Source organism: Marinomonas atlantica (genome assembly GCF_001639725.1).
GTDB lineage: Bacteria > Pseudomonadota > Gammaproteobacteria > Pseudomonadales > Marinomonadaceae > Marinomonas > Marinomonas atlantica.
Genome location: NZ_LTAW01000001.1, coordinates 499,023 through 524,261, shown reverse-complemented (window position 1 = coordinate 524,261; position 25,239 = coordinate 499,023). Strand labels below are relative to the sequence as shown.

General features: G+C 46.7%; 24 protein-coding genes. 14 read left to right on the top strand and 10 right to left on the bottom strand.

Features of this window, described 5'->3' with window-relative positions:
* Positions 1 to 169: 169 nt before the first annotated feature.
* From AYW75_RS02440 to AYW75_RS02405, 8 genes are all read left to right on the top strand, one after another.
* On the top strand, positions 170 to 751 hold the full coding sequence (locus AYW75_RS02440; RefSeq protein WP_067094832.1) for a sigma-70 family RNA polymerase sigma factor: 582 nt from the start codon (positions 170 to 172) through the stop codon (positions 749 to 751).
* 6 nt (positions 752 to 757) lie between these two features.
* Entirely contained in the window at positions 758 to 1,444 is a 687-nt protein-coding gene (locus AYW75_RS02435; RefSeq protein WP_067094829.1) for a ChrR family anti-sigma-E factor, read from the top strand.
* An 83-nt stretch (positions 1,445 to 1,527) separates the two neighbouring features.
* Positions 1,528 to 1,710, top strand: a complete 183-nt coding sequence (locus tag AYW75_RS02430) for a hypothetical protein (RefSeq protein WP_067094825.1) — start codon at positions 1,528 to 1,530, stop codon at positions 1,708 to 1,710.
* 144 nt (positions 1,711 to 1,854) lie between these two features.
* The gene (locus AYW75_RS02425; protein ID WP_067094822.1) at positions 1,855 to 3,588 is read left to right on the top strand and encodes a GNAT family N-acyltransferase; all 1,734 of its coding nucleotides are present in this window, start codon (positions 1,855 to 1,857) and stop codon (positions 3,586 to 3,588) included.
* Between the two features lie 359 nt (positions 3,589 to 3,947).
* On the top strand, positions 3,948 to 4,253 hold the full coding sequence (locus tag AYW75_RS02420; RefSeq protein ID WP_067094819.1) for an isoamylase early set domain-containing protein: 306 nt from the start codon (positions 3,948 to 3,950) through the stop codon (positions 4,251 to 4,253).
* Positions 4,254 to 4,507: 254 nt separating this feature from the next.
* Positions 4,508 to 5,965, top strand: a complete 1,458-nt coding sequence (gene betB / locus AYW75_RS02415) for a betaine-aldehyde dehydrogenase (protein WP_067094816.1) — start codon at positions 4,508 to 4,510, stop codon at positions 5,963 to 5,965.
* Positions 5,966 to 5,980: 15 nt separating this feature from the next.
* Complete coding sequence (betA, locus tag AYW75_RS02410; RefSeq protein WP_067094813.1) at positions 5,981 to 7,645, top strand: choline dehydrogenase; 1,665 nt, start codon at positions 5,981 to 5,983, stop codon at positions 7,643 to 7,645.
* A gap of 259 nt (positions 7,646 to 7,904) precedes the next feature.
* Entirely contained in the window at positions 7,905 to 8,354 is a 450-nt protein-coding gene (locus AYW75_RS02405) for a GNAT family N-acetyltransferase (RefSeq protein WP_067094810.1), read from the top strand.
* Positions 8,355 to 8,397: 43 nt separating this feature from the next.
* On the opposite strand, the gene AYW75_RS02400 is transcribed toward AYW75_RS02405, so the two are convergent.
* Positions 8,398 to 9,078, bottom strand: a complete 681-nt coding sequence (locus AYW75_RS02400) for a zinc metallopeptidase (RefSeq protein WP_067095069.1) — start codon at positions 9,076 to 9,078, stop codon at positions 8,398 to 8,400.
* An 86-nt stretch (positions 9,079 to 9,164) separates the two neighbouring features.
* Here AYW75_RS02400 and AYW75_RS02395 point away from each other — a divergent pair, with 86 nt between their 5' ends.
* Together AYW75_RS02395 and mltA are read left to right on the top strand one after the other, a co-directional pair.
* Entirely contained in the window at positions 9,165 to 9,749 is a 585-nt protein-coding gene (locus tag AYW75_RS02395; protein ID WP_067094807.1) for a DNA-J related domain-containing protein, read from the top strand.
* Between the two features lie 63 nt (positions 9,750 to 9,812).
* On the top strand, positions 9,813 to 10,928 hold the full coding sequence (gene mltA / locus AYW75_RS02390; RefSeq protein ID WP_067094803.1) for a murein transglycosylase A: 1,116 nt from the start codon (positions 9,813 to 9,815) through the stop codon (positions 10,926 to 10,928).
* Here the strand turns inward: mltA and AYW75_RS02385 are convergent, their stop codons facing one another.
* From AYW75_RS02385 to AYW75_RS02370, 4 genes are read right to left on the bottom strand one after another with little or no spacing between them, the layout of a single operon-like run.
* The gene (locus tag AYW75_RS02385) at positions 10,929 to 11,741 is read right to left on the bottom strand and encodes an energy transducer TonB (protein ID WP_067094800.1); all 813 of its coding nucleotides are present in this window, start codon (positions 11,739 to 11,741) and stop codon (positions 10,929 to 10,931) included.
* Positions 11,738 to 12,178: an ExbD/TolR family protein gene (locus AYW75_RS02380; protein ID WP_067094798.1), complete on the bottom strand. Its 441-nt coding sequence runs from the start codon at positions 12,176 to 12,178 to the stop codon at positions 11,738 to 11,740. The genes AYW75_RS02385 and AYW75_RS02380 overlap by 4 nt, the downstream gene beginning before the upstream one ends.
* Positions 12,175 to 12,597, bottom strand: a complete 423-nt coding sequence (locus AYW75_RS02375) for an ExbD/TolR family protein (RefSeq protein ID WP_067094795.1) — start codon at positions 12,595 to 12,597, stop codon at positions 12,175 to 12,177. Before AYW75_RS02375 ends, AYW75_RS02380 begins: the two co-directional genes overlap by 4 nt.
* Positions 12,587 to 13,261 carry a MotA/TolQ/ExbB proton channel family protein gene (locus tag AYW75_RS02370; protein ID WP_067094792.1) on the bottom strand — a complete coding sequence of 225 codons (675 nt, stop codon included), beginning with the start codon at positions 13,259 to 13,261 and terminating at the stop codon, positions 12,587 to 12,589. Before AYW75_RS02370 ends, AYW75_RS02375 begins: the two co-directional genes overlap by 11 nt.
* Positions 13,262 to 13,403: 142 nt before the next feature.
* On the opposite strand from AYW75_RS02370, the gene AYW75_RS02365 reads away from it, so the two are divergent.
* From AYW75_RS02365 to AYW75_RS02355, 3 genes are read left to right on the top strand one after another with little or no spacing between them, the layout of a single operon-like run.
* The gene (locus AYW75_RS02365; RefSeq protein WP_067094789.1) at positions 13,404 to 14,723 is read left to right on the top strand and encodes a DASH family cryptochrome; all 1,320 of its coding nucleotides are present in this window, start codon (positions 13,404 to 13,406) and stop codon (positions 14,721 to 14,723) included.
* Complete coding sequence (locus tag AYW75_RS02360) at positions 14,720 to 16,207, top strand: FAD-binding domain-containing protein (RefSeq protein WP_067094787.1); 1,488 nt, start codon at positions 14,720 to 14,722, stop codon at positions 16,205 to 16,207. The genes AYW75_RS02365 and AYW75_RS02360 overlap by 4 nt, the downstream gene beginning before the upstream one ends.
* A complete protein-coding gene (locus tag AYW75_RS02355; protein WP_067094784.1) occupies positions 16,204 to 17,754 on the top strand; it encodes a cryptochrome/photolyase family protein in 1,551 nt (516 codons plus the stop codon). Before AYW75_RS02360 ends, AYW75_RS02355 begins: the two co-directional genes overlap by 4 nt.
* Before the next feature lie 32 nt (positions 17,755 to 17,786).
* Here AYW75_RS02355 and AYW75_RS02350 read toward each other — a convergent pair whose 3' ends face one another.
* The 5 genes from AYW75_RS02350 to AYW75_RS02335 all read right to left on the bottom strand — a co-directional run bounded on the left by AYW75_RS02350 (position 17,787) and on the right by AYW75_RS02335 (position 23,541).
* On the bottom strand, positions 17,787 to 19,106 hold the full coding sequence (locus tag AYW75_RS02350; RefSeq protein ID WP_067094781.1) for an MATE family efflux transporter: 1,320 nt from the start codon (positions 19,104 to 19,106) through the stop codon (positions 17,787 to 17,789).
* A gap of 58 nt (positions 19,107 to 19,164) precedes the next feature.
* Positions 19,165 to 19,329, bottom strand: coding sequence for a DUF2256 domain-containing protein (locus tag AYW75_RS18595; RefSeq protein WP_082856353.1), 165 nt, complete (start codon positions 19,327 to 19,329; stop codon positions 19,165 to 19,167).
* 18 nt (positions 19,330 to 19,347) lie between these two features.
* Positions 19,348 to 20,913, bottom strand: coding sequence for a cation:proton antiporter family protein (locus AYW75_RS02345; RefSeq protein ID WP_067094778.1), 1,566 nt, complete (start codon positions 20,911 to 20,913; stop codon positions 19,348 to 19,350).
* A 77-nt stretch (positions 20,914 to 20,990) separates the two neighbouring features.
* Positions 20,991 to 22,574, bottom strand: coding sequence for an L-lactate permease (locus AYW75_RS02340; RefSeq protein ID WP_067094776.1), 1,584 nt, complete (start codon positions 22,572 to 22,574; stop codon positions 20,991 to 20,993).
* A gap of 85 nt (positions 22,575 to 22,659) precedes the next feature.
* On the bottom strand, positions 22,660 to 23,541 hold the full coding sequence (locus tag AYW75_RS02335; protein WP_067094773.1) for a LysR family transcriptional regulator: 882 nt from the start codon (positions 23,539 to 23,541) through the stop codon (positions 22,660 to 22,662).
* Positions 23,542 to 23,674: 133 nt separating this feature from the next.
* On the opposite strand from AYW75_RS02335, the gene AYW75_RS02330 reads away from it, so the two are divergent.
* Positions 23,675 to 25,237, top strand: a complete 1,563-nt coding sequence (locus tag AYW75_RS02330) for an NADH-quinone oxidoreductase subunit L (protein WP_067094770.1) — start codon at positions 23,675 to 23,677, stop codon at positions 25,235 to 25,237.
* Positions 25,238 to 25,239: the final 2 nt, after the last annotated feature.

The following is a 25,239-nucleotide window of genomic DNA, read 5'->3' as shown; positions in this document are numbered from 1 at the left end:
GCACCCGATAGCCTTACCATTAGTGATTGAATTGTGTCCAATATAAACAGATACGTTTTAAAAAAAACTTCAGATCACTGATCCAGAATAAAGATCTAACCGTATAACAACTTTGCGAGAGTCTTTCGCCACACCCAGACTGACCCACGTGCACGTTTGGAGACCTAGGATGAACACAGTTTCAGAAACGATTAGCGACAGCAAAAACGCTTTTTTAGAAGATATGACACAAGTAGCCGTCGCCCGCGACACGCGAGCATTAGAGAGGCTATTTGATCATTATGCCCCGCGCATCCGAGCTTTTTGCTTATCAGCGCAGCCGGGGGCGAACTTAATGGCGGATGATATCGCACAGGAAGTAATGATCCGCATATGGAATAAAGCGCATTTATACAACCCTGCGACGGCGTCGTTAAATACTTGGGTATTTACGATCGCCCGTAACGCACGTATTGATTACATGCGTAAAAATGGTCGCTATCAAAGCGATATTGATCCAGAAGAATTCTGGAGTGAAATGGCCGATGAAAATGCGGACCCATTTCGAGAAGCACAACAGCAGCGCGACCAAGAACGTGTTCGTGACAGTCTGAAGCAGCTTCCTAATGATCAGCAACAAGTGCTTGCAAAGGTATATTTAGAGGGTAAAAGTCACTCTGAAGCCTCTGAAGAACTCGGTTTACCGTTAGGTACTGTGAAGTCTCGTGTTCGCCTTGCGTTGAACAAGTTATCCGTAATTATTAAGAGGTAGTCGTCTATGCTTAGCTGCCACCCAACTATCGACATTTTGACCGATTATTCATCAGGTTCACTTTCCCTAGCACACGCACTGGGAGTTTCCGTGCACCTTGACCAATGTCCAAAATGCCGTGAACAAGTTAAACGCCTGAACATGGTTGGTGCCGAGTTGTTTGCTAGCCAAACTGACACGGTCAGCCAAGATCATATGGCACAGCTAAAAAGCAATGTGATGGCGGCGATCAACCAAGCCGACGTTACTGAAGCCAAACACCAAGAAAGGGATGTATTTTCTCACATTCCAGCTTCCTTGCGACGCTGGATACCAAAAGGGTTCAATGCACTTAATTGGATGTACCTAACACCCTCCTTCAAGTTGGCAACGCTCAGTAATGAAGCAGGGGGACCGCAGATTGCTTTGTCTAGAATCAAAGCCGGTGCACGCCTGCCAAGCCACACTCATACGGGCAACGAAGTGACCATCGTATTGAAAGGCGCGTTCTCAGATGAGGATGGTTTGTACCGTGAAGGCGACTTCATTAGTCGCGACCATAATCACAAGCATCAACCTCGTGTGACCAAAGATGAAGAGTGTATCTGCTTGATTATACTCGATTCACCGATCGAGTTTACCGGCTGGATGACACGTTTGCTAAATCCAATAATGCGCCATTTCCATCCGAATAATGCGCTAAATGGAGCCTAAGTTCGTCGAAAAAATAAACTAAAGCCTTCGTAGCCGAAATTTGATATGATTACAACTTAATCTAATTAAAAAAGGAATACACCATGGCTGCGAAGAAGAAACAAGCCGATGTTCCAATGGAAACATCAGCAACAATCGAAAAACAAATGGAAGAGTTTTTGGCTCGTGGTGGTCAGATCGAACAAATAGACCAAGGCGTAAGTGGTCAAGCAAACTACAAAGGCTCACGCCACATTACGCTTGGCAACAGTAAGCCAAAAGCGTAACACATCTTAAAAGCCGGTCCCTGATCGGCTTTTTGCTGTTTGATTGATCACTTTGTCATCAACCAGACACAAAATCGTCACCCCGCTGTCACCATCACTCCCTAGCCTGACTAAGAGATATCAAAAGGTTAGCGGAGCTATATCGTGTTACAAGTCGAACAAATCATTTCTAACAAAGCACCCGGTTTTTTAGATAAGAGCCCTCTTATCACAAAGCCTACATTAAGCTTTTTAAAACGTCTTTTTCACGAGAATGAAGTCAACCAATTCCTTGAGCAGAACGGTAACTGCGTAGGCTTTGAATTCATTGACCGCGTCTTGGATCACTTTAACTTTGGCTATCAAGCCAGCCAAGTAGACCGTCGTAACATACCTGCCATAGGACGCTCTTTAATTGTCGCGAACCATCCTCTTGGCGCCTTAGACGGTTTGGCTATCTTACGTTTAATCGGTGAAATCCGCAGTGATGTTAAAATCATTGCAAACGACCTACTGCTTGGCTTTGACGCTTTAAAAGGATTAGTTTTACCGGTTGATAATATGGGTGGAAAAACCGGCCGCAAACAACTAAAAGCCATTATGGATTGCCTTCAACGAGAAGAATGCGTGATTATTTTTCCTGCTGGAGAGGTCTCACGTTTATCACCAAGTGGCGTTAAAGATATGAAATGGAACTCTAGCTATCTTAAGATCGCGGAGAAGACCAATAGCCCAATTCTGCCAGTCCACATCGGCGGCCGTAACTCCATGATGTTTTACACCAGTTCATGGGTATATCGTCCGTTATCTACGATGCAACTCGCAAACGAAATGTTTCGCCAGCGCAACCGTCGCATCCCTATTCAAGTAGGTGAACCGATTCCGATTCAGGAGCTCGCGAAACTTCCACTTAGCACTAAAGAAAAAAATAAACTCGTGAAGCGGCACCTGTATCGCATTGCCAAAGGCCGTAAGCCTCTGCTGAAGACAGAGAAAACCATCTCACATCCACAAAATCGCCAACAGCTAAAACTGGAACTAAAACGTGCCGAACACTTGGGGTCGACCAAAGACAATAAACAAATATATTTAGCCGAGTATGAGCACGAATCCAGCTTGATGCAGGAAATTGGTCGATTGCGCGAAATCTCATTTCGTAAAGTAGGCGAAGGTACTGGCGAACAAAAAGATTTAGATAAATACGATCAATACTATCGCCACCTGATACTATGGGACGAAGAAGCATTGGAAATTGTTGGTGCTTATCGTATTGGGGAGGTTTACCGATACCTCAAATCAGGTGCTGATCATAGCATCTATAGCAGCACTCTATTTAGCTACAGCTGTGATATGGAGCCTTATTTTGAACAAGGTATAGAGCTAGGTCGCAGCTTTGTGCAGCCCAAATACTGGGGCAAACGTAGCCTCGACTACCTATGGTATGGCATTGGTGCATATCTCATTAAACACCCAGAAGTACGTTACATGTTTGGTCCAGTGAGTTTGAGTGGTAACTTTCCACCACTTGCCAAAGACATGATCGTTCACTTTTACCGTACTTACTTTGCCGACAAGGAACACCTAGCAACATCTTATAATCGATACAGTATCCCCACCGAGCACAAACAGTTAGTAGAAAGTTTCTTCAGCGGTGAAAGCTACGAAGAAGACTTCCGTAGCTTAAAAGAACAATTGGGAAATCTTGGCGCTGCCGTCCCAACACTGTTCAAACAATACAGCGAACTGTGCGAGGACAACGGCGTTCGGTTCCTAGATTTTGGCGTAGATGCCAGCTTTGGCTACTGTGTTGATGGTCTAGTATTAGTTGACCTAGAAAAAATCAAAGACACTAAGCGTAAACGTTATTTGCAAGCCAACAACATTGTTCAAGAGTCATGATGATGTGAGTGTCGATGGCTTTGGCGTCGATGCTTTATGTGCCACAAGTAACCGAGTTTAATTACTAAGGCAGCGGCGAGTACTAATAAAACAATGTGAGCGAATTCCATAAAAACCTCCTCATATTATTGCTTTACTCATTAAAGGTTAGTCGCCAAGGCCAAAAAAATGTGCACAGTTTAAACAATATGCCCTCATTTTTAGCGTTCAAGTTATGTACAATCAGTTATAGGAGCGCAAAAAACGAGTTAAGCTGGGGATAACGACTATATTTGTCCCCATTGGCGTAAGACTTGCTTGGAAACAGGCTGAATGTGCATAAGTCACGATTACACTGTCGCGGACTCAAGGAGCTGAAGATGATCGAAAAAACCTACTTAAAAACCAAACCTCAATGCAAAGTGAAGTTTGCCCTGCCCGTCGAACAATTGCACGGCGCCAAAAAAGTCTACCTTGTCGGTGACTTTAATGGTTGGGATGAATTAGCGACGCCGATGCGTAAACAGAAATCAGGTGTGTTTGCCTCCACCGTAAATCTTGAAAAAGACAAGCAATATCAATTCCGCTATTTGATAGATGGCACCACATGGCTAAACGATGACAATGCGGATGCCTATGCGCAAAGCCCTGTTAGTCCAGATCATAATTGTGTACTAGACATATAATCGCGCTTGCAACAGTTCCTAAGGGCCTCTGTTTATATAACAGGGGCTTTTTTATGGTCTTAACCTCATAAGAATCTTCCCTCTCGTCTATTCCCGTACTTTTTTTCCTTATATGGATTTCAAAATCACTCAAATTATGTACAATGTTTTTATTAAATGCTCGTTTAATAAAAAGTAGCCATGCGCTATGCAACACCGAGCAACCCATTTACATCCATTTATGGATCTGATTTTCAGACTTTGAGAGGTGAAACATGGCACATAAGCAACAATACATTCATGGCCGCTACGTAACTTCAACCACCGGAGAAACGTTTGACACTTACAACCCAGCAACGGGTGAGTTGCTAGCTACGGTTGATCTTGCGGGGGAAAAAGAGCTGCAGGCTGCCATTGATTCTGCTAAAGAAGGGCAACGTGTTTGGTCTGCGATGAGTGGTATTGAACGTGGTCGTATCTTGAAACGTGCAGCAGATTTGTTACGTGAACAAAACGACGACATCGCCAAATTAGAAGTATTAGACACAGGTAAGCCACTGCAAGAAGCGCTTGTGGTTGATATTCAAACGGGTGCCGACGTGATCGAATATTACGCAGGCCTAGCCGATAAAATTCAAGGTGACTTCCAAGACCTAGATGCAGACAGCTTCTACTATACACGTCGTGAGCCGCTCGGTATCTGTGCCGGTATCGGCGCTTGGAACTATCCGATTCAAATTGCCTGCTGGAAGTCCGGCCCTGCATTAGCAGCCGGTAATGCGATGATTTTCAAACCGTCAGAAGAAACACCACTGACCGCTTATAAACTGGCAGAAGTGTTCACTCAAGCAGGTCTTCCTGACGGTGTGTTCAATGTGGTCCAAGGCGATGCACGCACAGGTCAACTGATTACCAACCATCCTGAGATCGACAAAGTGTCTTTCACGGGTGAAGTCGGAACCGGTAAAAAAGTCATGGCTGCTGCAGCCTCTTCGCTTAAAGAAGTCACAATGGAGTTGGGCGGCAAATCACCTCTGATCGTTTTCCCTGATATGCCGGTTGATCAAGCTGTCTCAGGCGCTATGTTGGCGAACTTCTATACCCAAGGCGAAGTCTGCACCAATGGTACTCGAGTATTTGTCCATGAAGACATGTTAGAAGCCTTTAACGCTGAGCTAAAACAACGCACAGAAGCCATGATTATTGGCGATCCAATGGATATGGACACACAAGTAGGTTCATTGATTCACAAAGACCACATGGAAAAAGTATTGGGCTATGTGGCCGCTGCAAAAGAAGCTGGCGCGACCCTTTTGTGCGGCGGTGAACGCTACACTGAGAATGGCTGTGAAAACGGTGCTTTTGTAAAACCAACCGTCTTTACCGGATGTACTGACGACATGCCACAAGTACGTGACGAAATTTTCGGCCCAGTTATGTCTGTATTGAGCTTTAAAGACGAAGACGAAGTCATTCAACGCGCCAACAACACGAAATACGGTTTAGCCGCAGGCGTCTTTACCAAAGACATCAGCCGTGCACACCGTGTAATCAAACAGCTTGAAGCAGGTATTTGCTGGATCAACACATGGGGCGCTTCACCGGCTGAAATGCCTGTCGGTGGTTACAAAGAGTCTGGTATCGGTCGTGAAAACGGTCTAGCGACACTGCATGCTTACACTCAAGTCAAGAGCGTGCTGGTTTCAATGACGGATATTCCAAGCCCTTACTAACGAGTGGGAGATGACATGAACGATTTATACGATTACATCATCGTTGGCGCTGGCTCTGCTGGTTGTGTCTTAGCAGATCGTTTGACAGAAAGCGGTGAACATAAAGTGTTGCTCGTCGAAATGGGCGGCTCAGATAAAAGCATCTTTATTCAGATGCCAACGGCTTTGTCTTACCCTATGAATACGGACAAATACGCTTGGCAGTTCCACACTGATAAAGAAACGGCTTTAGACGGCCGTGAAATGCATTGCCCTCGCGGTAAAGTGTTAGGTGGCTCATCGTCAATCAACGGCATGGTTTACGTACGTGGCCACGCTTGCGATTTCGATCAGTGGGAAGAACACGGCGCTAAAGGCTGGAATTATCAAACCGTTCTACCGTATTTCAAGCGTGCTGAAACATGGAAAGGGGGTGCTGATACATACCGCGGAGGTAATGGCCCATTGTCGACCAACAACGGTAACGACATGTCCATGAACCCACTGTACCAAGCCTTTATTGATGCGGGAGCAGAAGCGGGATACGGCACCACTGACGATTACAATGGTTACCGTCAAGAAGGCTTCGGCCCCATGCACATGACCGTTAAAGATGGTGTACGTGCATCGACTTCAAATGCCTATCTTCGTCGTGCTATGAAGCGCCCGAATTTAACGCTACTTACTGGCGTATTGACTAAGCGGGTCACATTCGAAGGTAAACGTGCTGTTGGCTTAGAGTACCGTTATAACGGCAACACCGTTCATAGCAAAGCCAGCAAAGAAGTCATTCTTAGTGCTGGCTCTGTTGGTTCACCGACCATTTTACAACGCTCAGGCATTGGCCCGAAAGCTGTTCTAGACAACGCTCATGTTCCGGTTATTCATAACCTACCGGGTGTAGGCGAAAACCTTCAGGATCACTTGGAAGTCTACTTCCAATACTGGTGTAAAGAGCCAGTGTCACTGAACAGCAAACTCGGCTTAATCAGTAAAGGCTTAATCGGCACACGCTGGATTCTATTTAAAGATGGTCTTGGCGCAACAAACCATTTTGAGTCATGCGGTTTTATCCGCTCTCGTGCAGGGTTGAAGTGGCCAAATGTTCAGTACCATTTCCTACCTGCGGCAATGCGCTACGATGGGCAAGCGGCGGTGGATGGCCATGGGTTCCAAGTACACGTAGGGCCTAACAAACCGGAAAGTCGCGGTAAAATTTGGATTGAAAGTAAGGACCCTGAAGCAAACCCTCGCATTCAGTTTAATTACATCAGTACCGAACAGGATAAACAGGACTGGCGCGACACGATTCGCTTGACGCGTGAGCTACTGCATCAACCGGCATTGGATCGATATCGTGGTGAAGAAATTCAACCAGGTGCCCATGTTCAAACCGATGAACAGATTGATCGTTGGGTAAAAGACAACGTGGAGAGTGCATATCACCCATCTTGTACTTGTAAAATGGGTGCGGATGACGACGCCATGGCCGTGCTGGATGACGAGTGTCGTGTTCGCGGTATCGAGTCCTTACGCGTGGTCGACTCGTCAATCTTTCCAACCATCCCAAACGGCAACCTTAATGCACCGACTATTATGGTCGCAGAGCGAGCAGCCGACATGATCTTAGGCAAATCTCTACTGCCATCGGCCAACGTACCAGTATGGATCCACCCTGAGTACCAAACTCAACAACGCTAGTCGTTGAGTCCAGTGTTACTCCTTTTTAGGCCTCCTTGGAGGCCTTTTTTTCGCCAACATTTCCATCGGTTTAACATAGTTAGACCCAAATCCCATTGGGGATATTTCCTAGTCAACTTTGTAGGGGGCCGGTCTCCGGACGACATAAGCATGGAAAACACCCTCCATTTTTCTCTAGACGCTAAAGCTCGCTGCAAAATGTTTTGGCGTCTGCTTAGAAAGCTGTAATGATTAGAAATCACTTCAAAAGGAGCTACTGATGCAGATAAGGACATTACAGATAGAGGATTTAGAAGCCGTCAGTGCGGTCTGTATGGAAGCGTTTACGACGCCGGTTGCTAAGTCCCTGTCAGAGGAAGGCATCGCGACGTTTACCAAGGTAGCAGCGTCTGACGCTTTCTTCGAGCGGATGAGCAAAGATACCAATATGCTAGTAGCGTTGATTAAAGATGAAATAGTTGGTATCGCCGAGTTACGCGAAGGTCATCACGTGTCTATGCTGTTTGTCAGGCCTGATCATCAAAGACGTGGCCTTGGCACCCAGTTACTCAACGCTTTGTTATTACTGGCCCGCAGTCAAAAAGTGACGGTCAGTGCTTCGCTCTCCTCCATCGCCGCGTACCAAAAATACGGTTTTGTCGAGTGCGGTGACATAAGCGAAATAGCAGGGCTGGTTTACCAGCCCATGGAAATCATATTGCCCATATAGACAAATATAGGGAAATTAAACAGGAGCATCTACCCCCTATAATTCAGCGTCTTGGTAAACGCCAGAACAATAAAATATTCATCAACGCTGAAGCTACATATGTCATGGCGCAGGCCGTCAAGATACGACGTACTTTAGGAATGTCTTGGCTTGGCAAGTAGCGGCCTTTGGTCAGCATCGGTAAAGCTTTGTTAAAACTGGCATCCCATTCCTCTGGCAAAATCGCTAACTGCACAAAAACCGTTACGAGCCCCAACGTCACGATCACTACACCGTGCAGCATAGGTGTGTATGGTAAACGTAACGCGGCGCTGACAATCGGCCATGCAAACAACATAATCACGGCCAAACGCTGGATCATCATGGCATAAGGCAAATAACGAGTACGTAAGCGGGCAACGGTTTCTTGGCGATGATGGGCAATGGCATGACCGACTTCGTGCGCTGCCACTGCCACAGCTGTCAGTGAACGTTCGTTTAACACATAAGGACTAAGGCGTACGACTTTCGCTTGGATATCGTAATGGTCTTTACCTTCTTCGGCCGCTTCGACCTTAACACTCTGTAATTCATAACGTTTTAATAAGTGTCGTGCCAATTCACCACCTGTACCGGGGAGATCTGGACGGGGCGCCTGATGTTGTTTCAGTACTTTTTTGACCCATAGCTGCGGACCAAAAAAAATGGCGATTAACACCAGAAGTAACAGAATGTAAACTATCATCAGTATTTTAACCTCTTGATTACAAGTCTCACTTTGACCCATGTAAATGGCGTCGCCTACACTTAAGCAAAGCATGGAGCAACGCTATGAGAAATCCACTAATTCCCGATATTCTAGCCCTATTACGTGAGCATTCTGATGGCATCTCGGAATACGACCTGCTTAAAGCGTTAAAAAACAAACACTCCATGCTAAATCAATTAGCAGACGATCCTAACTTACAACTGTTTCGCCAGCACTTCTTAATTATGAATGCGCTGTATCAGCTGCAAACCAGCCTATGGCAAGAAGAGCAAATCTCTCTGATGATCACCGGCATGCGCATTAATCTACTCTATGACCCACCCGCGCAGGCCAGTTCAAACGCCACTACTCTCACTCAAAGTGCAGATGCTAAGTTAGCGGCCTACTACTCTGATTGGGACGAATACGTCAGCACCGAAAAAGAAGATGTCGAGCGTTTATTAGACAGCTTCTACAACGGCATCGTAAACACGGATGAGCGTAAAGATGCCTTAAAGACGCTGGCATTAGACAGCGACTTGATTGATGATAAGGACGCGATTAAACGTCAATATCGTAAGCTAGCCCATGATGCTCACCCCGATCATGGCGGCGATCCCGAGCTGTTTATTAGTCTACGCCAAGCCTATGAATGCTTAATGCATTAACTTGGGTGAACTAATAACGCACTTCTTCTGTCTTATCAGCTTTACACCCAACGCGTTGTTACTATGACACCAAAATTCTTACTTTTACTGCTACCTCTGTTAATTTTATCGGCTTGTAGCACCCGCGAAATTGATTCATCGAATGATTTCCCAAATAACGGCCGTAATGAACAGGCGCCTAAGCGTGACGAGCTGTACCTAAGCGAACGTTTACCTCCGGGACTTCCCTACCCTGATGCCACGTTTATTAATGGCCTGCAGCAACAGATTCGTTACTTAGATCGTATTTCAGCACGAAACTATGAATTGGATAATTTGACCGTTAGCCGAGATGATTTACGTGCCACCGCCGAAGAAATCGATACTTGGCTAAATCACCCAACTTACTCGCCCGCGTTAACAGCGCACCAAATTTCAGGACAAGACCAGCGCGGCAACGTGCAAGTTACTGGGTATTACGTACCTGTCATGGAAGTACGTCATCAGCCTGATGAGACTTATCGTTTCCCACTGTATCGCAAACCAAACCGAGCCAAAGGAGAGCCTCTACCTTCACGTGAAGAGATCGACTTTCAAGGCGCGTTGGACAATCAGAATTTAGAAATCGCTTATACCTCAAGCCTAGTGGATAACTTCTTTTTGCACGTGCAGGGTTCGGGCATGGTGGAGTTTGAAGACGGTGAGCGCCGCCTACTGTCTTGGGGAGGCGTCAACGGCCATGCTTATCGCAGTATTGGCAAAGTCCTCATTGAGCGAAATGAAATAACACGAGAAGACATGTCCGCACAAGCCATTCGTGATTGGCTGGCGCAACACCCAGATAAAATGCGTGAAGTCATGTCGACTAATCCAAGCTATCTTTTCTTTAGTGAAGGATTAACACTTCCGGTAGGGGCTGCAAACGTCCCTTTAACACCACTGTATTCGGTCGCGGTCGACCCTCGCGTGATACCTCTAGGCAGTATTCTCTTAGGTGAAGTGCCAACATTAGACGAACAAGGTGAGTTAGTCGGCCATGAGTTTCGTTTGCTGTTAGCTCAAGACAAAGGCGGTGCGATTAAAGGACCAGGGCACATCGATTGGTATCAAGGAATCGGTGAATCGGCCCACTTCCATGCGGGTCAGCTTAAGCATTTTGGCCGAGTGTGGCTGTTACTTCCGCGCTCAGCCCAACACTAATCAGTCACGTAACTGAAATTGTACTGGGAGCGTGATATCAAGGGGCTCACTTCCCATTTCTAAGGTAAACGCTGGCAGAGGTTGCGAGCGTTTCACCATTTCAATGGCTGCTTTATCCAATCGTTTCGACCCTGAGCTTTGCGTAATCGCAATGCGACGTGCATCCCCATTTGGAAACGCAGTAAAGGAGACAGTTACAATACCTTGTTCCCCACGACGCCGAGACGCTCGCGGGTAACGTTTATTGCTGGCAAGTTTGGCAGCCAGTTTAGCATAATAATCGGCCTTGGCTGCGGCAGTTCCACCATTCGATGCCGCTTTGGCTCGGCCTGTCGTGGCCTTTTGTTGCACCACCGTTTTATCTGCTGTTACCTGTTTGGAAACAACAGGTTTAGGTTTTGGCTCTGGTTTCGGTTTGGGTTTTGGCTCAGACCTAGGCGCAATGATCTCGCTTTTTTGCTTTACCTCAACCTTAGGCTCAGGCTTTGGAATCGGCTTAGGCTCAGGTTTATTTTCAGGTTCTGGTTTGATTTCAGGCTCTGGCTCTACTTCTGGTTCAGGTTTAACTTCTGGCTCAGGCTCAATCTCCGGTTCGGGTTCGACCTCTGGTTCTGGTGACATTTCGGCCTGCGCCACCACAGTCTTTTGCTTAACTCCCATGTCACCAAGCATGCCGAGATCAAACTCAACTCCTTGTTCACCTGCAGCCAGGCTGCCCGACTTATCTTGGTTATGCAGAAAAACTCCATAAAAAGCCCCCGCGTGTAACGACACAGCTAAGCCGCCTGCAACAATCCAATGACTTTTCTTCATTCTTCATCTCCGTGACCAAGTTGTGTTGCAACACTGACTTTTGTTAAGCCTGATGCACGGATTTTAGAAAAAATAGGACGCAATGTTTCAATACGCAGATCACCGTCAGCTTTAATTTGCACCCAAAACGAGTCTGGCGCTGGCGCACGATCAAACAGATCCGTTAAACGCGGTTCAATCTGATCTAGCAACACAGGCTCATCATTTAAGTAAATATCACCCTCTTGACCGACCACTAACAACACATTTGGCTCGGACTCTGCGCGCTGTTCATTAATAGAATCCGGTGGGATTATTTTGATCGGATCTGATTTTTGGATTTGTCCAGCAACCATAAAAAAGATCAACATTAAAAAAACAACGTTGATTAGAGGTATGACACCATCATCCCCCCCTTGGCGGTTTCGCTGGGCAATAAATTTTTGATCGATATTCATGGTTGAGTTTCGCTAAACGCATTGGCAATGGAGAGCTTCTCTGCTCCCTGAAGCTTAAGTTGATCGGCTAATGTCATCAAAGACTGCAACGAAACGCTGTCTTTGGCTTGTAGCACAAATAAACGACCTTGATTATCTTGAACGATTGAACGAATACGTTCGCTGTTTTCAACGGCGATAGACTGCCCATCAAACCAGACTAAACCATCGTTGCTACGTAACTCGAACATAACCGGATCTTGTTGATCTTGCTCAGGAATCACCTCCGCCTGAGGAGCAGAGAGTGGCGTATCCAAGACGCGCCATGCGACAAACGAAGACGTTAACATGAAGAACAGTAACAATATAAAAACGACATCAATAAGCGGTGTCAGGCTGATCAGCTGCTTCTTACGAGGCTGATCGAGCTTAAGCGGCATGCAACACCTCGCGCGCAGCGACTGCTGCAAGGCGCTCACCTTCCTTTGATGTAAAAACCTGGGTCACGGCATCGTTCATGTTGTGTGCAACACGCTCAACTTTTCGCTCCAACCACGCGTGCATCGCCACAACAGGGATTGCGACTGCAATACCAACAGCGGTTGTTAGCAAGGCTTGCCAGATACCACCCGATAATACCGATGGATCGACTTGAGCCCCTGCCCCTTCCATTTGCTGAAAGGCAGTGATCATACCCAGTACAGTACCTAATAAACCCAACAATGGACTTAACGAGCCAATGATTTCTAAGGGACGCAAAAATGAACGCAGATCGTGCAATGTGTTCATTGCTCGGCGTTCAGACTCTTCTCTGATAGTTGCAACTTCTCGGTTCGCCTGACGCATAGCATCCATACTGTAAGCAACTATACTTTCTACTGGACGCTTATCAGACAACATTGCTAACGCACCGTCGATGTCACGTGCACGCCAAGCATCCAAGGCTTTGTCGACTGTTTTACGGCTTTCAGCACGAAGCATGGCTAACTGCCAAAGCTTGACGAAGAAAATCGTCACAGCGATCACAGAGAACCCTAGTAAAATCCATACAACTGGGCCTCCAACCATTAGGAAGTCTTTAATTTGTTCCATTGTGCTATTCATTGCACGCTCCAGAGAAGAAATAACAGTAATTATCCAATGATATTGATTCTCACCTACATTTACAAGAATTTGCTCTATAATTTGTTGCAATCCAAACCCACTTTTTTTACGTATAAAAAGCTATTGATATAAGGAGAGCATTATGAGCATTGGTGTTGTTTGGTTTGGTAACGACTTGCGCACGTCAGATCAAGCCATGCTATGGCAAGCCAGTCACGAAGTGGAGCAGCTGATCTGTATCTATTGTAAAACGCCACTACCAGGTCATGCGCGTTTGAACCACCTTGCATCCCCTTCTGAAAAGCGTGAAAGGTTTCTCCAAGATGGTCTCGACGATCTTGCTTCCAGTCTGGCTGAAATGGGACATAATCTATTTGTCAGTGAGCAACAAGCTTTACAGATTTTCCCAATACTCTTCAATGAGTTACCAATTACTCACGTTTATCGCAATTATCATCCTGGCTGGTATGAGCAAATATCACTCAATCAGCTTATATTTGATTTTCCAGATATTCAATTTCAATTGCATCATGGCTTAACTTTATTCTCCCCTAATGAGCTACCATTTTCATTGAAAGAGCTGCCCGATACGTTTTCAAAATTTCGTAAAGCTGTCGAATCTAGCGAACTCTTACCTCCAGCACCGGAAATACAATACCTACCGCCACAAATGTCTTTTGTCTTACCTGGCTTAACGCCCTGGGTGGCACGCCAACGTGAAGAGCAATTTTTATTTAATGGCGGCGAGTTGGCAGCACTGACTCAACTGAGTGATTACTTTGCCACTGAGTTGGCAAGTCATTATAAAGAAACACGTAATGCGTTAGACGGCTGGGAGAATTCCACTAAGTTCTCGCCATGGCTTGCCCAAGGCAGCATATCCCCTAGTCAAATCAAAGCTTGCCTAGATGTTTACGAGCGCGATCACTGCGCTAACGATTCAACCTACTGGATATTTTTTGAGCTGTTATGGCGAGAGTATTTCCAATGGTATAGCACACGTTATGGTAAAGACTTGTTCCGTGCGCAAGGCATTCGTGGACAGGGAACGCGAGGCAGTTTTTATGCCGAACGGTTTCAGAAATGGTGCCAAGGTAATACCCCATATCCGATTGTGAATGCTTGCATGAAACAGCTTAATAGCACGGGCTATATGAGCAATCGCGGTCGTCAACTCGTTGCTAGCTGTTTAATCTATGATCTTGGTATCGACTGGCGCTATGGTGCCGCTTATTTTGAATCGCAATTAGTCGACTTTGACGTGGCATCCAACTGGGGAAATTGGCAATACATTGCAGGTGTAGGAGCTGATCCGCGAGGCGGCCGTCATTTCAATTTAAACAAACAAACCCAAATGTACGATCCTGAACATCACTTTATTGAGCGTTGGGGCGGTCATCAATGTGATCAACAACTCGACTCCGTTGATGCGGCAGATTGGCCCATTGCGCCGAAACAATGAGCACTTCGCTTTCTCCAGTTGTGGTTTGGTTCAAGCGTGACCTACGCTTAACCGACCACACGCCTCTCAATCAAGCATGTCGCAGTGGACAACCACTGATTTTGCTGTATTTGTTTGAGCCTGAGCTCATTAACGATCCCCATTACGATGAGCGCCATTGGCGCTTTGTTTGGCAGTCACTGCAAGACCTACAAGAACAGCTGTCAGTGTACGGGGCAAGACTTTTGATCAAACAAGAAAATGCCTTAAACGCATTTTCTGCCTTACAGAAAATCACCGGTTTCACTCAGCTCTACAGTTCACAAGAAATTGGCATTAATCTTACTTTTGAACGGGATAAAGCTATTAATGTTTGGTGCAAAGCGCACGATGTCACATGGCATGAAAGCCCATCGGGCGCGGTGATTCGCACTTTAAACAATCGCCAACATTGGGACAAAGCTTGGCAGCAAGTGATGCGTGCACCGATAGAATCACCGGATCTTGAAAACGTAGATTGGTACCCAGTCACTTCAGACCCTACTTTTACGCCGAACAGCACATGGCAAACACCGCAAAGAGGCGTTCAAACTGGGGGCCCAAGCCTCGCTTGGCAAACACTGCGCAGCTTTTATGAAGGCCGTGGGCAAGATTATTATCGTCAACTTTCCAGTCCTCTCACCAGTCGCAATGCCTGCACACGTTTATCCCCCTATCTCGCTTGGGGCAATATCAGCTTACGAGAGGTCTATCAGGACTTATTAGCTCGTTGGCATACCAAAGGCTGGCGACGCACATTAATTGCACTCAGTTCCAGGCTGCATTGGCATTGTCACTTTATGCAGAAATTTGAAAGCGAGCATGCTATGGAGTGGCGTCCGGTAAATCGTGGTTATGATGCCTTTCCTTATCGCCAAGACGCACAGGTAGAGCAGGATTTGGTAGCTTGGCAGACAGGACAGACAGGCGTTCCTATGGTGGATGCGTGTATGCGTGCTTTACACTCTACTGGCTATATTAACTTTCGCATGCGCGCTATGCTGGTGAGCTTTTTATGCCACCATCTCAACATCGATTGGCGCCTAGGCGTACATCATTTGGCGCGATTATTTTTGGATTTTGAACCAGGGATTCATTACCCTCAGTTTCAAATGCAAGCGGGCATCACTGGCGCCAATACGATACGCATTTATAATCCAGTGAAACAGTCGCAAGACCAAGATCCTGACGGCCTATTTTTACGCCGCTGGCTACCTGAACTTGTTCAGATTCCAAACCCGCTGATTCATACACCTTGGGAAATGACCGCAATGGAGGAAACCTTGTATCAATGCCAAATTGGCCACGATTACCCTAACCCAATCGTCCCGTTAGCGGAGGCGGCTAAAGCAGCCCGTGATCGTTTATGGGGATTTCGTAAGTCCACATTCGTACAACAAGAGAAGCAACGCATTCTCAATACTCATGTCCGAACTTCTTCCCGTCGAAAAGGCCGTCCATCATGAGCGAATACCATACGTTACGCGTTATCTTAGGCGATCAACTCAATGCGGCTCACCGCTGGTTCCGTAAACCCGAACCTGGGGTACTACATCTAATCGCCGAGCTGCACCCGGAAGCCACTTATGTAAAGCACCATATTCAGAAGCTATGTGCGTTCTTTTTGGCCATGGAGAACTTCGCCAATGTGCTTATGGATGCGGGCCATCATGTACAATATTTAACCCTTGATGACACACAAGGGCAAACCTTAGAGTCGCTTATCTTAGGCTTGGCTAAAGAACGAGGCGTGCGTCGAATCGAGCTATTACGCCCTGATGAATACCGCGTAATGATGCAATACCAAAGCATTGCGACCCACGCACCGATGTCAGTATCGCTTACCGATACTGAGCATTTTATGCTGCCATTTGATGAGATTCCGAAACATTTCAAAGCCAAAAGCATCATTCGCATGGAGCACTTTTACCGCAAAATGCGCCAGCGCTTTAATATCTTGATGGACGACGATCACTCACCCGAAGGTGGCACATGGAATTATGACAATGCCAATCGACAAAAACTCAAACAAAAAGATATGGCACACATTCCAGAGCCTTTGCTGTTCAGTCACGATGTCACACACCTGTTAGAACGTATTGAACGTCATAACATTGCTTATATCGGCAAGGCCCACGAAAAACTACTGTGGCCCGTGAGCCGTCATGATGCCTTGACACTGTTGCAGTTTTTTTGTGATCACTTGCTCCCAAACTTCGGCCGTTTTCAAGACGCAATGACCGACAAAACACCTCATAGTTGGAGTCTTTATCACTCCCGCTTGTCGTTTGCACTCAATACGAAAATGCTGCACCCCAATCATGTCATCAAAGCCGCCGTCTTAAGTTACCGCTATCGTAAAGACATCGACATCGCGCAAGTAGAAGGGTTTGTTCGGCAGATATTGGGATGGCGAGAATACGTACGCGGCATGTATTGGATCAACATGCCCGACTATCATGAGCAGAATGCCCTCGGCGCAGATCGAGACTTGCCGGAGTATTTCTGGACCGGTGATACCAAGATGAATTGCATGGCTCAAGCGATTGGCCAATCACTGGAGTATGGCTACGCCCACCATATTCAGCGATTGATGGTCACAGGCAATTTCTGCATGTTGACAGGCATTGAACCGGATCAAGTCGACGAATGGTACTTAGGCATTTATGTAGACGCTATTGAATGGGTTGAATTACCTAACACACGCAGTATGAGTCAATTTGCCGACGGCGGTTGGGTGGCTTCTAAGCCGTATGCGGCCAGTGGTAGTTACATTCAAAAAATGAGCGATTACTGCTCTTCATGCCATTACAACGTCAAAGAAAAAGTGGGCGAACAGTCTTGTCCGCTTAATAGTCTGTACTGGCGTTTCATGCTTAAACACCGTGACCGTCTGCTTAACAACCCACGTATCGGCATGATTTACGGAAACTGGGATAAACAAGACAAAGCCTTGCAAGACAGCACTATGGAACGTGCCCAATGGTGCTTGGACAATATTGAGTCACTGTAAGCACAGTGACTCAATAATTTCCAAGGCCAGAATTAAGCGGCCTTGGTTTCACACGCGGTTTTAAACATTGACTGATAAATCCACCATGCGGCGATGCCCGCAAAGACATTAGCAAGCATAGCGCCAATGAACAGCCCCCATAAACCGCCAATCTGACCACCGATCCACAAGCAGGGTAGGAAGAACGCAAACAAACGTAGCGCTGACATCCATAATGCCTTGTAAGGCTTACCTAAGGCATTGGATGCTGACACCATCATCATACAAATTCCCAATGGACCAAGGCTGATTGGGACCCAATATAAATGCCAAGTCACAATCTCGATCACCTGCTCATCACTCGACATCAAACCTGCGATACCGCTGGCCGTAAACCATACCAATAGCGCAACTAACGTTTGGAACACCAACACATACACAACGGCTATACGAATCAGCTTTTTGATTTCTTCAAACTGACCCGCACCGTAAAAGCGACCAACCATTGGCGGCAATGTCATCGTCAATGCAAGTACGGTTACGATGGCAAAAAACTCAAAGCGAGAACTGACCGCCCAAGCCGCAACCGCCGCGGTACCAAAGCCAGCCAACAATTTCGTTGCCAGTACCGAGGACAGCGGTGGTAATAGCTGGCTGACCATTGCTGGCCCCATAATATGGCCGATTTTAGCGAGGGTTTGCGCAATATGCAGGTCATCAAACTGAAACGTTAGCCAATGGCTCGACAGACATTTTGGCACGATGAGCAGCAAGCCTATTGTAAACGAAACAATAGTAGCGATGGCTGCGCCCACAATGCCCATGTCCAACACAAAAATAAATACGGGGTCTAAGGCAATATTTAATAAGCTAGTGACCACCATGACGATCCCCGGCAACAGGGTATTACCGTTAGAACGACAGATACTGTAAAAGAAATAGATCATCGCACCCAGCCATGTACTGAATAGCCACCAGCCCCAATAAGCATCGATAATGGGTGAAACACTTTCTGGGGCACTTAACATAGCCAAAACTGCATCACGAAAGAACCAAACGAACAGTGAGACAATAAAGATGCCTATCGCCCCCAGCACAACCACAAGGCCGCCGAGTTGCTTTGCAAAACGTGCTTCAGATGCCCCTAGCGCGCGTGCAATTAGGGAAGTGGTAGCAATGCCTAGACCGACTTGCAGCCCGATGAAGATCATCGCAATCGGTGCGGTAAAACCCTGAGCAGCCAATGGCAACACCCCAAGCTGACCGATAAAAGCGCTGTCGACAAGCTGAACACTCATAATCGACAAAATACCAAATAGCATCGGCCAGGTCATAGAGAAGAGTTGTTTCGCTAAGTTCGCTGAGGATTGCATGAGACTCCTTGAAAGGTGGCAGGGGATCAGTGCAGCATTATACGAGATAAGCGTGACACTACGACGAACTTTCCCCGCTTTTTGCTAGGTTGACTCGCTGACGACGGCAACGCTCAGAGCAGTACTTTACCTCCTCCCAGCAAGACGCCCACTTTTTACGCCAAGTGAACGGCCGCTGACAAACAGTGCAAACCTTTGTCGGTAAATGAGTCTTCTTATGCATAGCAATAAATGGACGAGCCTAGCGAATCAACGCCAAGCTTTCTTCCGCAAATCCCGTACCGGCTTCGGTGTAGAAGTTAAACACGTTATCAATACCTGCATTTAGCATGTATTCACGCTCATCGTGATAACGGGCAATCGCCGCGACCTGTCCGTTAAAGCCACTGCCGCGTAACTGTTTAACCACATTAACGCTGTCATCCGCAGACGGCAATGCCAGCAAAATCAATCGCACATTGGTGAGATCTAAATGCTCCCAAAGGTCCACGTCCTCACCGTCGCCAAAGAATACATTGTGCTCTTCACTTTGCATCTTCTTAATACGGAACTGATCCGCATCCATACCGGCAACCACACCATTTTCCATCATGCCTGTTAACGATTCGTAGGCACCACGCCCCACTCGACCTAAACCGACCACCAGCACCTGCATATTTTTCGGTTGCGCAAAGCAATCCTCAGGCAACGGCACGGTATGTTCGAATCGGCGCACGGTATCTTTATAACGACGGAAATAGCTATGTGCCTTACGATAGAGCACACTCGTAATGACAAATGAAAACGACACAGCAAGCGCCAGAATCACCAACCAATCTTTTACAATCCAACCCGCTTCGACACTCAACGCGACGACAATCAAGCCAAACTCGCTGTAATTTGACAGCGCCAACGCACCAAGAAATGAGGTGCGTCCACGCAAACGTAAACTGCTGAAAAAGTAGAAAAACAAGACGAACTTTGCGAGCAAGAGAACGGTAAGAATCAAACTCAAGCCGACCATTTCCCATGTCGGTAGCGCACTGAAACCAATCGACAAGAAGAAGCCAATCAAAAATAAATCTTTGAAGTTCATCAGCGATTTATTCAGCTCCGATGATTTACTGTGAGAGGCTAATAAGATACCCAAAATCAAGGCACCCAAGTCACCTTTAACCCCCACCAAGTAAAATAGCTCATAGCCCCCTAATGCAAAGAAAAGCCCAGTCAGTGGCAGCATTTCTCCGTGTCCAGATTTATCCAGTAAGCGGCCTAATACTGGACGCAGTGGAATCAGCGCAAACAACAGAATCGCCCAAAGAGAGGGTACTTGGCCCGTTGCCAAGACTAAGAACACCACCGCGACGATGTCTTGCATGACCAAGATGCCCAGCGCCAGTTGCCCATGGCGTGTTTTCATCTCACCCGCGTCTTCTAACAACTTAACGATACACACAGTGCTAGAGAAGCTAAGCGCAAAGCCGATCAGCGCTGCCGTACGCAGTGACAGTACTTCAAACGCTTGTAGGCCAGCTAACCCTAGTAGCGACACTAAGCCAATTAACAGAATCGTCCAAGCACCCATGTGGCCTAATGTCGACGCCCATACTTCTCGCTTCAACAAGTCCTTAACATGCAGCTTTAGACCGATACAGAACAACATCAAGGTGATGCCTAGGTCTGACAAATGCTCCAACACACTCGAAGGCTGCACCTGCATAAAGTTCAGAATAAAACCGGCCGCCAAAAAACCAATCAACGGTGGTAAGTTGACCAGTTTAACGGCTAAGCCACAAATGAACGCAAACAGTATCCAAATAAATTCCATAACGACAAACACTTTCCTACTACGAAACAGTACCCAACGTACTTTGCCGACAGCATAGCGACAAAGCGACTCGCTTTCTATATTAGAGAGATAAGAATCAACTTACCCATCACCGCAGCAATGGCGGCATACACCAGCATTGGCACGATGGTGCGTTTAATCATAGCGCCCTCTTGATTCTTAATACCCAAGATCGTCGAGACCGCGATAATATTATTCAAACAAATCATATTACCCATGGATGCACCTACCGACTGTAAGGCCAGCACCAGTGTAATCGGCAAACGGGTCTGCTCGGCAATACTGTATTGAATACCACCGAAGGTAAGATTCGATACCGTCGCTGAGCCTGAAAAGAACGAGCCCAATGCTCCCAGCAGCGCTGCAACATAACTCCAATTCGCTCCCATCGTACTGGCTAACGTATTGGCAATGATAAAAATCGGGGCTTGATCTCCTCCTTGCATCATGAAGTTCACCATCATCAGCGCGCCCATCAGTGCCAAAATGGGTAACTTGATACGCTGCCATGTCTCCTCGACGGCCTGAAACAGGTGTCGTTGGCTCAACGATAAGACGGGGATTAACACCAGCACCGTCAGAACAAATGGAATCAAAGCGGGCACATATAGGGTTTTATAAGACCATGACACATCTGTACCAAGGATCGAAGACCAAGAGATGATCAACGCTTGGCTGATCTGAACATCTCCGAAAGTTAGCCATGGAGTGCCATCGTTTAACCAGCCTTTCATGCCCAGCTGTTGAATGCGTGTCACCACCAGAATCACGATTAATAACAAAAACGGTGACAAGGCTTTAATAATGGCGCTTGCTGCCAAAGGGTCAGGAGAAGTTAGTGAAGATTTATCAGGTTCAGGTTGTAATCCAATACGATATTTCGCTGCTATGATCGAACCACACAAACCTATCGCGCCCCCAATTAACGACGGAAACTCATAATTCACCTGCGCCAATAAATAATAAGGCAGTGTACAGCTCAACGCACTGATCAGAACAAAAAGAAGATTGGCGCGAATGGTTTGCCAACTGACTAGAAAACGCAGTGCAATCACGGGAATAAACAGACTTGCTACGAGATGAATCAAAGCTGTCCACTGGGACGTTTCCAGCAGCTCTGACTCGCTCAGATTGAGCGCGGCAAAACCAAACCACGCAGGTGTTCCTACCGCACCAAAAGAGACTGGCACACTGTTCATAACCAGTGCTAATAAAGCCACAGGCATGGCGGGAAAACCTAACCCAACTAAAATAGGTGCGGCAATGGCGGCAGGCGTCCCAAAACCAGAGGCACCTTCGAGCATAAAAGCAAACGCCCAGCCGATGATCATAATCTGCGCCACAGCATTTTGACTGATGCTTTCAAGCCATTGTCGCAACACATCTTCCGTCCCAGACAGCACCAACACACGATTTAACAAAATCGCACCTGCGACAATTGAAATCGGCGTTAGCACCGCCATACTGCCTGCCACAGCATTGGCTGCAAGCCTCATTAACTCGGCATTAAAATACAATGCTTGCAGTAACGCCACAATTAGCGCTGTTAGTGGCAGCGCCACGTGCGCGGCCACCGGATGCTTCTTTGTCATACTCCAGACAAGGAAAGCCACTGGAAAAGCCGCGACCAAGGTATCCATACATAAACTCCAAATTAGCTAGGCTCGCATTATCACTTCCTTGTCCATGCAATAACAGTGCGCACATCATGGCAACGTCAGATTGCTACTCTAATTGTTGACTACGTAGTAAATGCAGTAGCACTTCTGGAATAAACTTACGCGGCAACAAGATCGCATAGAAATGCTCATAGGCTTGTGGAAGCGTTTGATAAACTTGAAGTTTTTTAGCTTCGATCTCATCTTTTACTACTACTGGGGGCATGACGGATAAAAAACCACTATCACGCGCCAACAAACGCATCATTGCCATATCGTCCACTTCCGCTTTGATGTCTGCACGGTACTGCTGAGTGGCACAAAACGATTCAAACATCGAGCGTATGCCCATATTGCGCCCCGGAAGGATCCACTTCTTATCTTCATAACCTTGCGGAAAAGGTTGCTCGGGCTGTTCACCATAAGGGCCGACAATGGCCACAGACTGACGTGCTACCAGTTGGTTTTGCCACAGCACGCCATGCACATCATTGGCAATTGCGCGGTTGGTCAAAGCAATGTCTAGCTCATGGTTAGTTAAGCCATCCATCAATCCCCCCATAGTGCGTGCATACAATGAAAACGTGACCGTTGGATCGTCAAATAAAGGCGTAATAAACGCTTCGATAAAGTTACGCGACAAGTGGGTTTCAACCCCAATATTCAGGTGTGTGTGATGGGTATTCCCGCTTTTTAAAAACTGCTCTAATTCCTCGCCGGTAGAGAAAATATCTTGAGCATAAAGTTGCACCCGTTTCCCCACATCCGTCAACACTAAACGACGCCCTTCACGCTCAAACAACGGTTGACCTATTTTGTTTTCCAATTGCTTGATTTGAGCGGACAACGCTGATTGAGAAACATGCAACTGCTCAGCGGCTTGCGTTAAATGGCCAATGCTGGCGACACGCCAAAAATAATACAGGTGATGATAATTAAGACGCGCCATGAAGCTTCCTCTTAGGCGTTGCATTTACATAACTAAAACAGAACGTTTTATTAGAATATATGTATTTTTATTAACTTTAAACTCTCTGCATACTGACGCCAACTTTCATTTATTGGCTAGGTAAGACGAAAAAATGACCTTCATGACTTTTTTACTGCCTGCTCTGTTTGCTGTAACAGGGTTTTTATGTGGTTTACCCAAACTACGTGATCATGCAGCAAGCATTGCACTTTGGGGCGCTCGTCTTGCGCCGTGTTTACTCATCGCCATTCTTACCTCTTGGTTTTTCATTACGCCAAGCCCCGATGCCCCATTTCATGGTTCACTTTTAAGCGCCTTAATGTTGGTTTTAGTCGTCTTTATGGCGTGGGTTTTAGTCCAATTCTCGCAACAATATATGGCCGGTGAACCCCGCGTAGCGCAGTATTATCGCTGGTTGATGCTGACGTTATCCGCCGTCACTCTGACCTTAAGCAGTAACCATTTATTAACGTTTTGGGCTGGCTGGGTAGGCATTAGTTTAGGACTGCACTTCTTACTTACCTTCTACCCAGAACGTCCTCGCGCCATTCTTGCAGCCCATAAGAAATTTATTCTTGCACGTATCGCAGAACTGTCGCTGTTGGCCGCATTTTCTCTGCTTTATCTTGAGCATGGCACTTGGTATTTAACTCAACTGATGAGTCAGATGCAGGGAACGCTGTCACTTACAGAGCAGATCGCAGCCTGCTTGATTGCCATGGCTGCACTGATGAAATGTGCGCAGTTGCCAGTGCATGGCTGGTTAATGCAAGTCGTTGAGGCCCCGACTCCCGTCAGCGCCTTGTTGCATGCAGGCATCATTAACTTAGGCGGCTACCTCGTATTAGCGTTTTACCCACTGCTTCATCTAAGCAACGCTGCAATTTGGCTATTGCTGATTGTTGCGGGTTTAACGACCTTATTTAGCGCCTTAATCATGACCACCCGAATCAGTGTCAAAGTGCGTCTCGCTTGGTCTACCAGTGCACAAATGGGGTTGATGCTTTTAGAGTGCGCTCTCGGCATGTACGAATTAGCGGTTCTGCACTTAATGACGCATTCGGTCTATAAAGCTCATGCCTTTTTAAATTCAAGCAACGCGGTACACGAATATTTGTTACGCAAAATTGCACCCGATGAAACCCCTAATGCAATGGCTTGGGGTGCGGGGGTCGCATTCAGTGGAGTCGCTGTCGGTCTGTCTATTTGGCTTTGGGGTTACCAAGGCCCTTTTAGCCCTTGGTTACTAATGACAATAGCATTAACTTTGCTAATTGCTCAGTGGCGCAGCGTTCCACAGCCTTCGCCTTTATTCCGTTTAGCGGGAGTCGCATTCGCATTGTCGATCTTATACGGCGGATTAAAAACAGCCGCAGGCTGGCTATTATCCGGTCATGTTGCAGCGCATACCAATCAGGCATTTAGCCTGGCAGATCTCTGGGTATGTGCTTTGTTTATAACATTGTTCGCCTTAGCCGTCGGCCTTCGATACTACGCCCATTTAAGTTGGACGCGCCGCTTCTCGATTACCTTATTTGCAGGTCTATATTTAGATGAGTGGTTTACCAAAGTCACGTTAAAAATCTGGCCTGTGGCACTCCCCGCGCACTCTAAAGCCAAACATCATGGCGTAGCGTTGCTGTTCCCTAACCTGTCAAAAGGCTGGAAGAAATAATC

Coding starts and splice junctions, on each gene's coding strand:
- AYW75_RS02440 (WP_067094832.1), top strand. CDS start 170: ATGAACACAGTTTCAGAAACGATTAGCGACAGCAAAAACGCTTTTTTA.
- AYW75_RS02435 (WP_067094829.1), top strand. CDS start 758: ATGCTTAGCTGCCACCCAACTATCGACATTTTGACCGATTATTCATCA.
- AYW75_RS02430 (WP_067094825.1), top strand. CDS start 1,528: ATGGCTGCGAAGAAGAAACAAGCCGATGTTCCAATGGAAACATCAGCA.
- AYW75_RS02420 (WP_067094819.1), top strand. CDS start 3,948: ATGATCGAAAAAACCTACTTAAAAACCAAACCTCAATGCAAAGTGAAG.
- betB (WP_067094816.1), top strand. CDS start 4,508: ATGGCACATAAGCAACAATACATTCATGGCCGCTACGTAACTTCAACC.
- betA (WP_067094813.1), top strand. CDS start 5,981: ATGAACGATTTATACGATTACATCATCGTTGGCGCTGGCTCTGCTGGT.
- AYW75_RS02405 (WP_067094810.1), top strand. CDS start 7,905: ATGCAGATAAGGACATTACAGATAGAGGATTTAGAAGCCGTCAGTGCG.
- AYW75_RS02400 (WP_067095069.1), bottom strand. CDS start 9,078: ATGATAGTTTACATTCTGTTACTTCTGGTGTTAATCGCCATTTTTTTT.
- AYW75_RS02395 (WP_067094807.1), top strand. CDS start 9,165: ATGAGAAATCCACTAATTCCCGATATTCTAGCCCTATTACGTGAGCAT.
- mltA (WP_067094803.1), top strand. CDS start 9,813: ATGACACCAAAATTCTTACTTTTACTGCTACCTCTGTTAATTTTATCG.
- AYW75_RS02385 (WP_067094800.1), bottom strand. CDS start 11,741: ATGAAGAAAAGTCATTGGATTGTTGCAGGCGGCTTAGCTGTGTCGTTA.
- AYW75_RS02380 (WP_067094798.1), bottom strand. CDS start 12,178: ATGAATATCGATCAAAAATTTATTGCCCAGCGAAACCGCCAAGGGGGG.
- AYW75_RS02375 (WP_067094795.1), bottom strand. CDS start 12,597: ATGCCGCTTAAGCTCGATCAGCCTCGTAAGAAGCAGCTGATCAGCCTG.
- AYW75_RS02370 (WP_067094792.1), bottom strand. CDS start 13,261: ATGAATAGCACAATGGAACAAATTAAAGACTTCCTAATGGTTGGAGGC.
- AYW75_RS02365 (WP_067094789.1), top strand. CDS start 13,404: ATGAGCATTGGTGTTGTTTGGTTTGGTAACGACTTGCGCACGTCAGAT.
- AYW75_RS02360 (WP_067094787.1), top strand. CDS start 14,720: ATGAGCACTTCGCTTTCTCCAGTTGTGGTTTGGTTCAAGCGTGACCTA.
- AYW75_RS02355 (WP_067094784.1), top strand. CDS start 16,204: ATGAGCGAATACCATACGTTACGCGTTATCTTAGGCGATCAACTCAAT.
- AYW75_RS02350 (WP_067094781.1), bottom strand. CDS start 19,106: ATGCAATCCTCAGCGAACTTAGCGAAACAACTCTTCTCTATGACCTGG.
- AYW75_RS18595 (WP_082856353.1), bottom strand. CDS start 19,329: ATGCATAAGAAGACTCATTTACCGACAAAGGTTTGCACTGTTTGTCAG.
- AYW75_RS02345 (WP_067094778.1), bottom strand. CDS start 20,913: ATGGAATTTATTTGGATACTGTTTGCGTTCATTTGTGGCTTAGCCGTT.
- AYW75_RS02340 (WP_067094776.1), bottom strand. CDS start 22,574: ATGGATACCTTGGTCGCGGCTTTTCCAGTGGCTTTCCTTGTCTGGAGT.
- AYW75_RS02335 (WP_067094773.1), bottom strand. CDS start 23,541: ATGGCGCGTCTTAATTATCATCACCTGTATTATTTTTGGCGTGTCGCC.
- AYW75_RS02330 (WP_067094770.1), top strand. CDS start 23,675: ATGACCTTCATGACTTTTTTACTGCCTGCTCTGTTTGCTGTAACAGGG.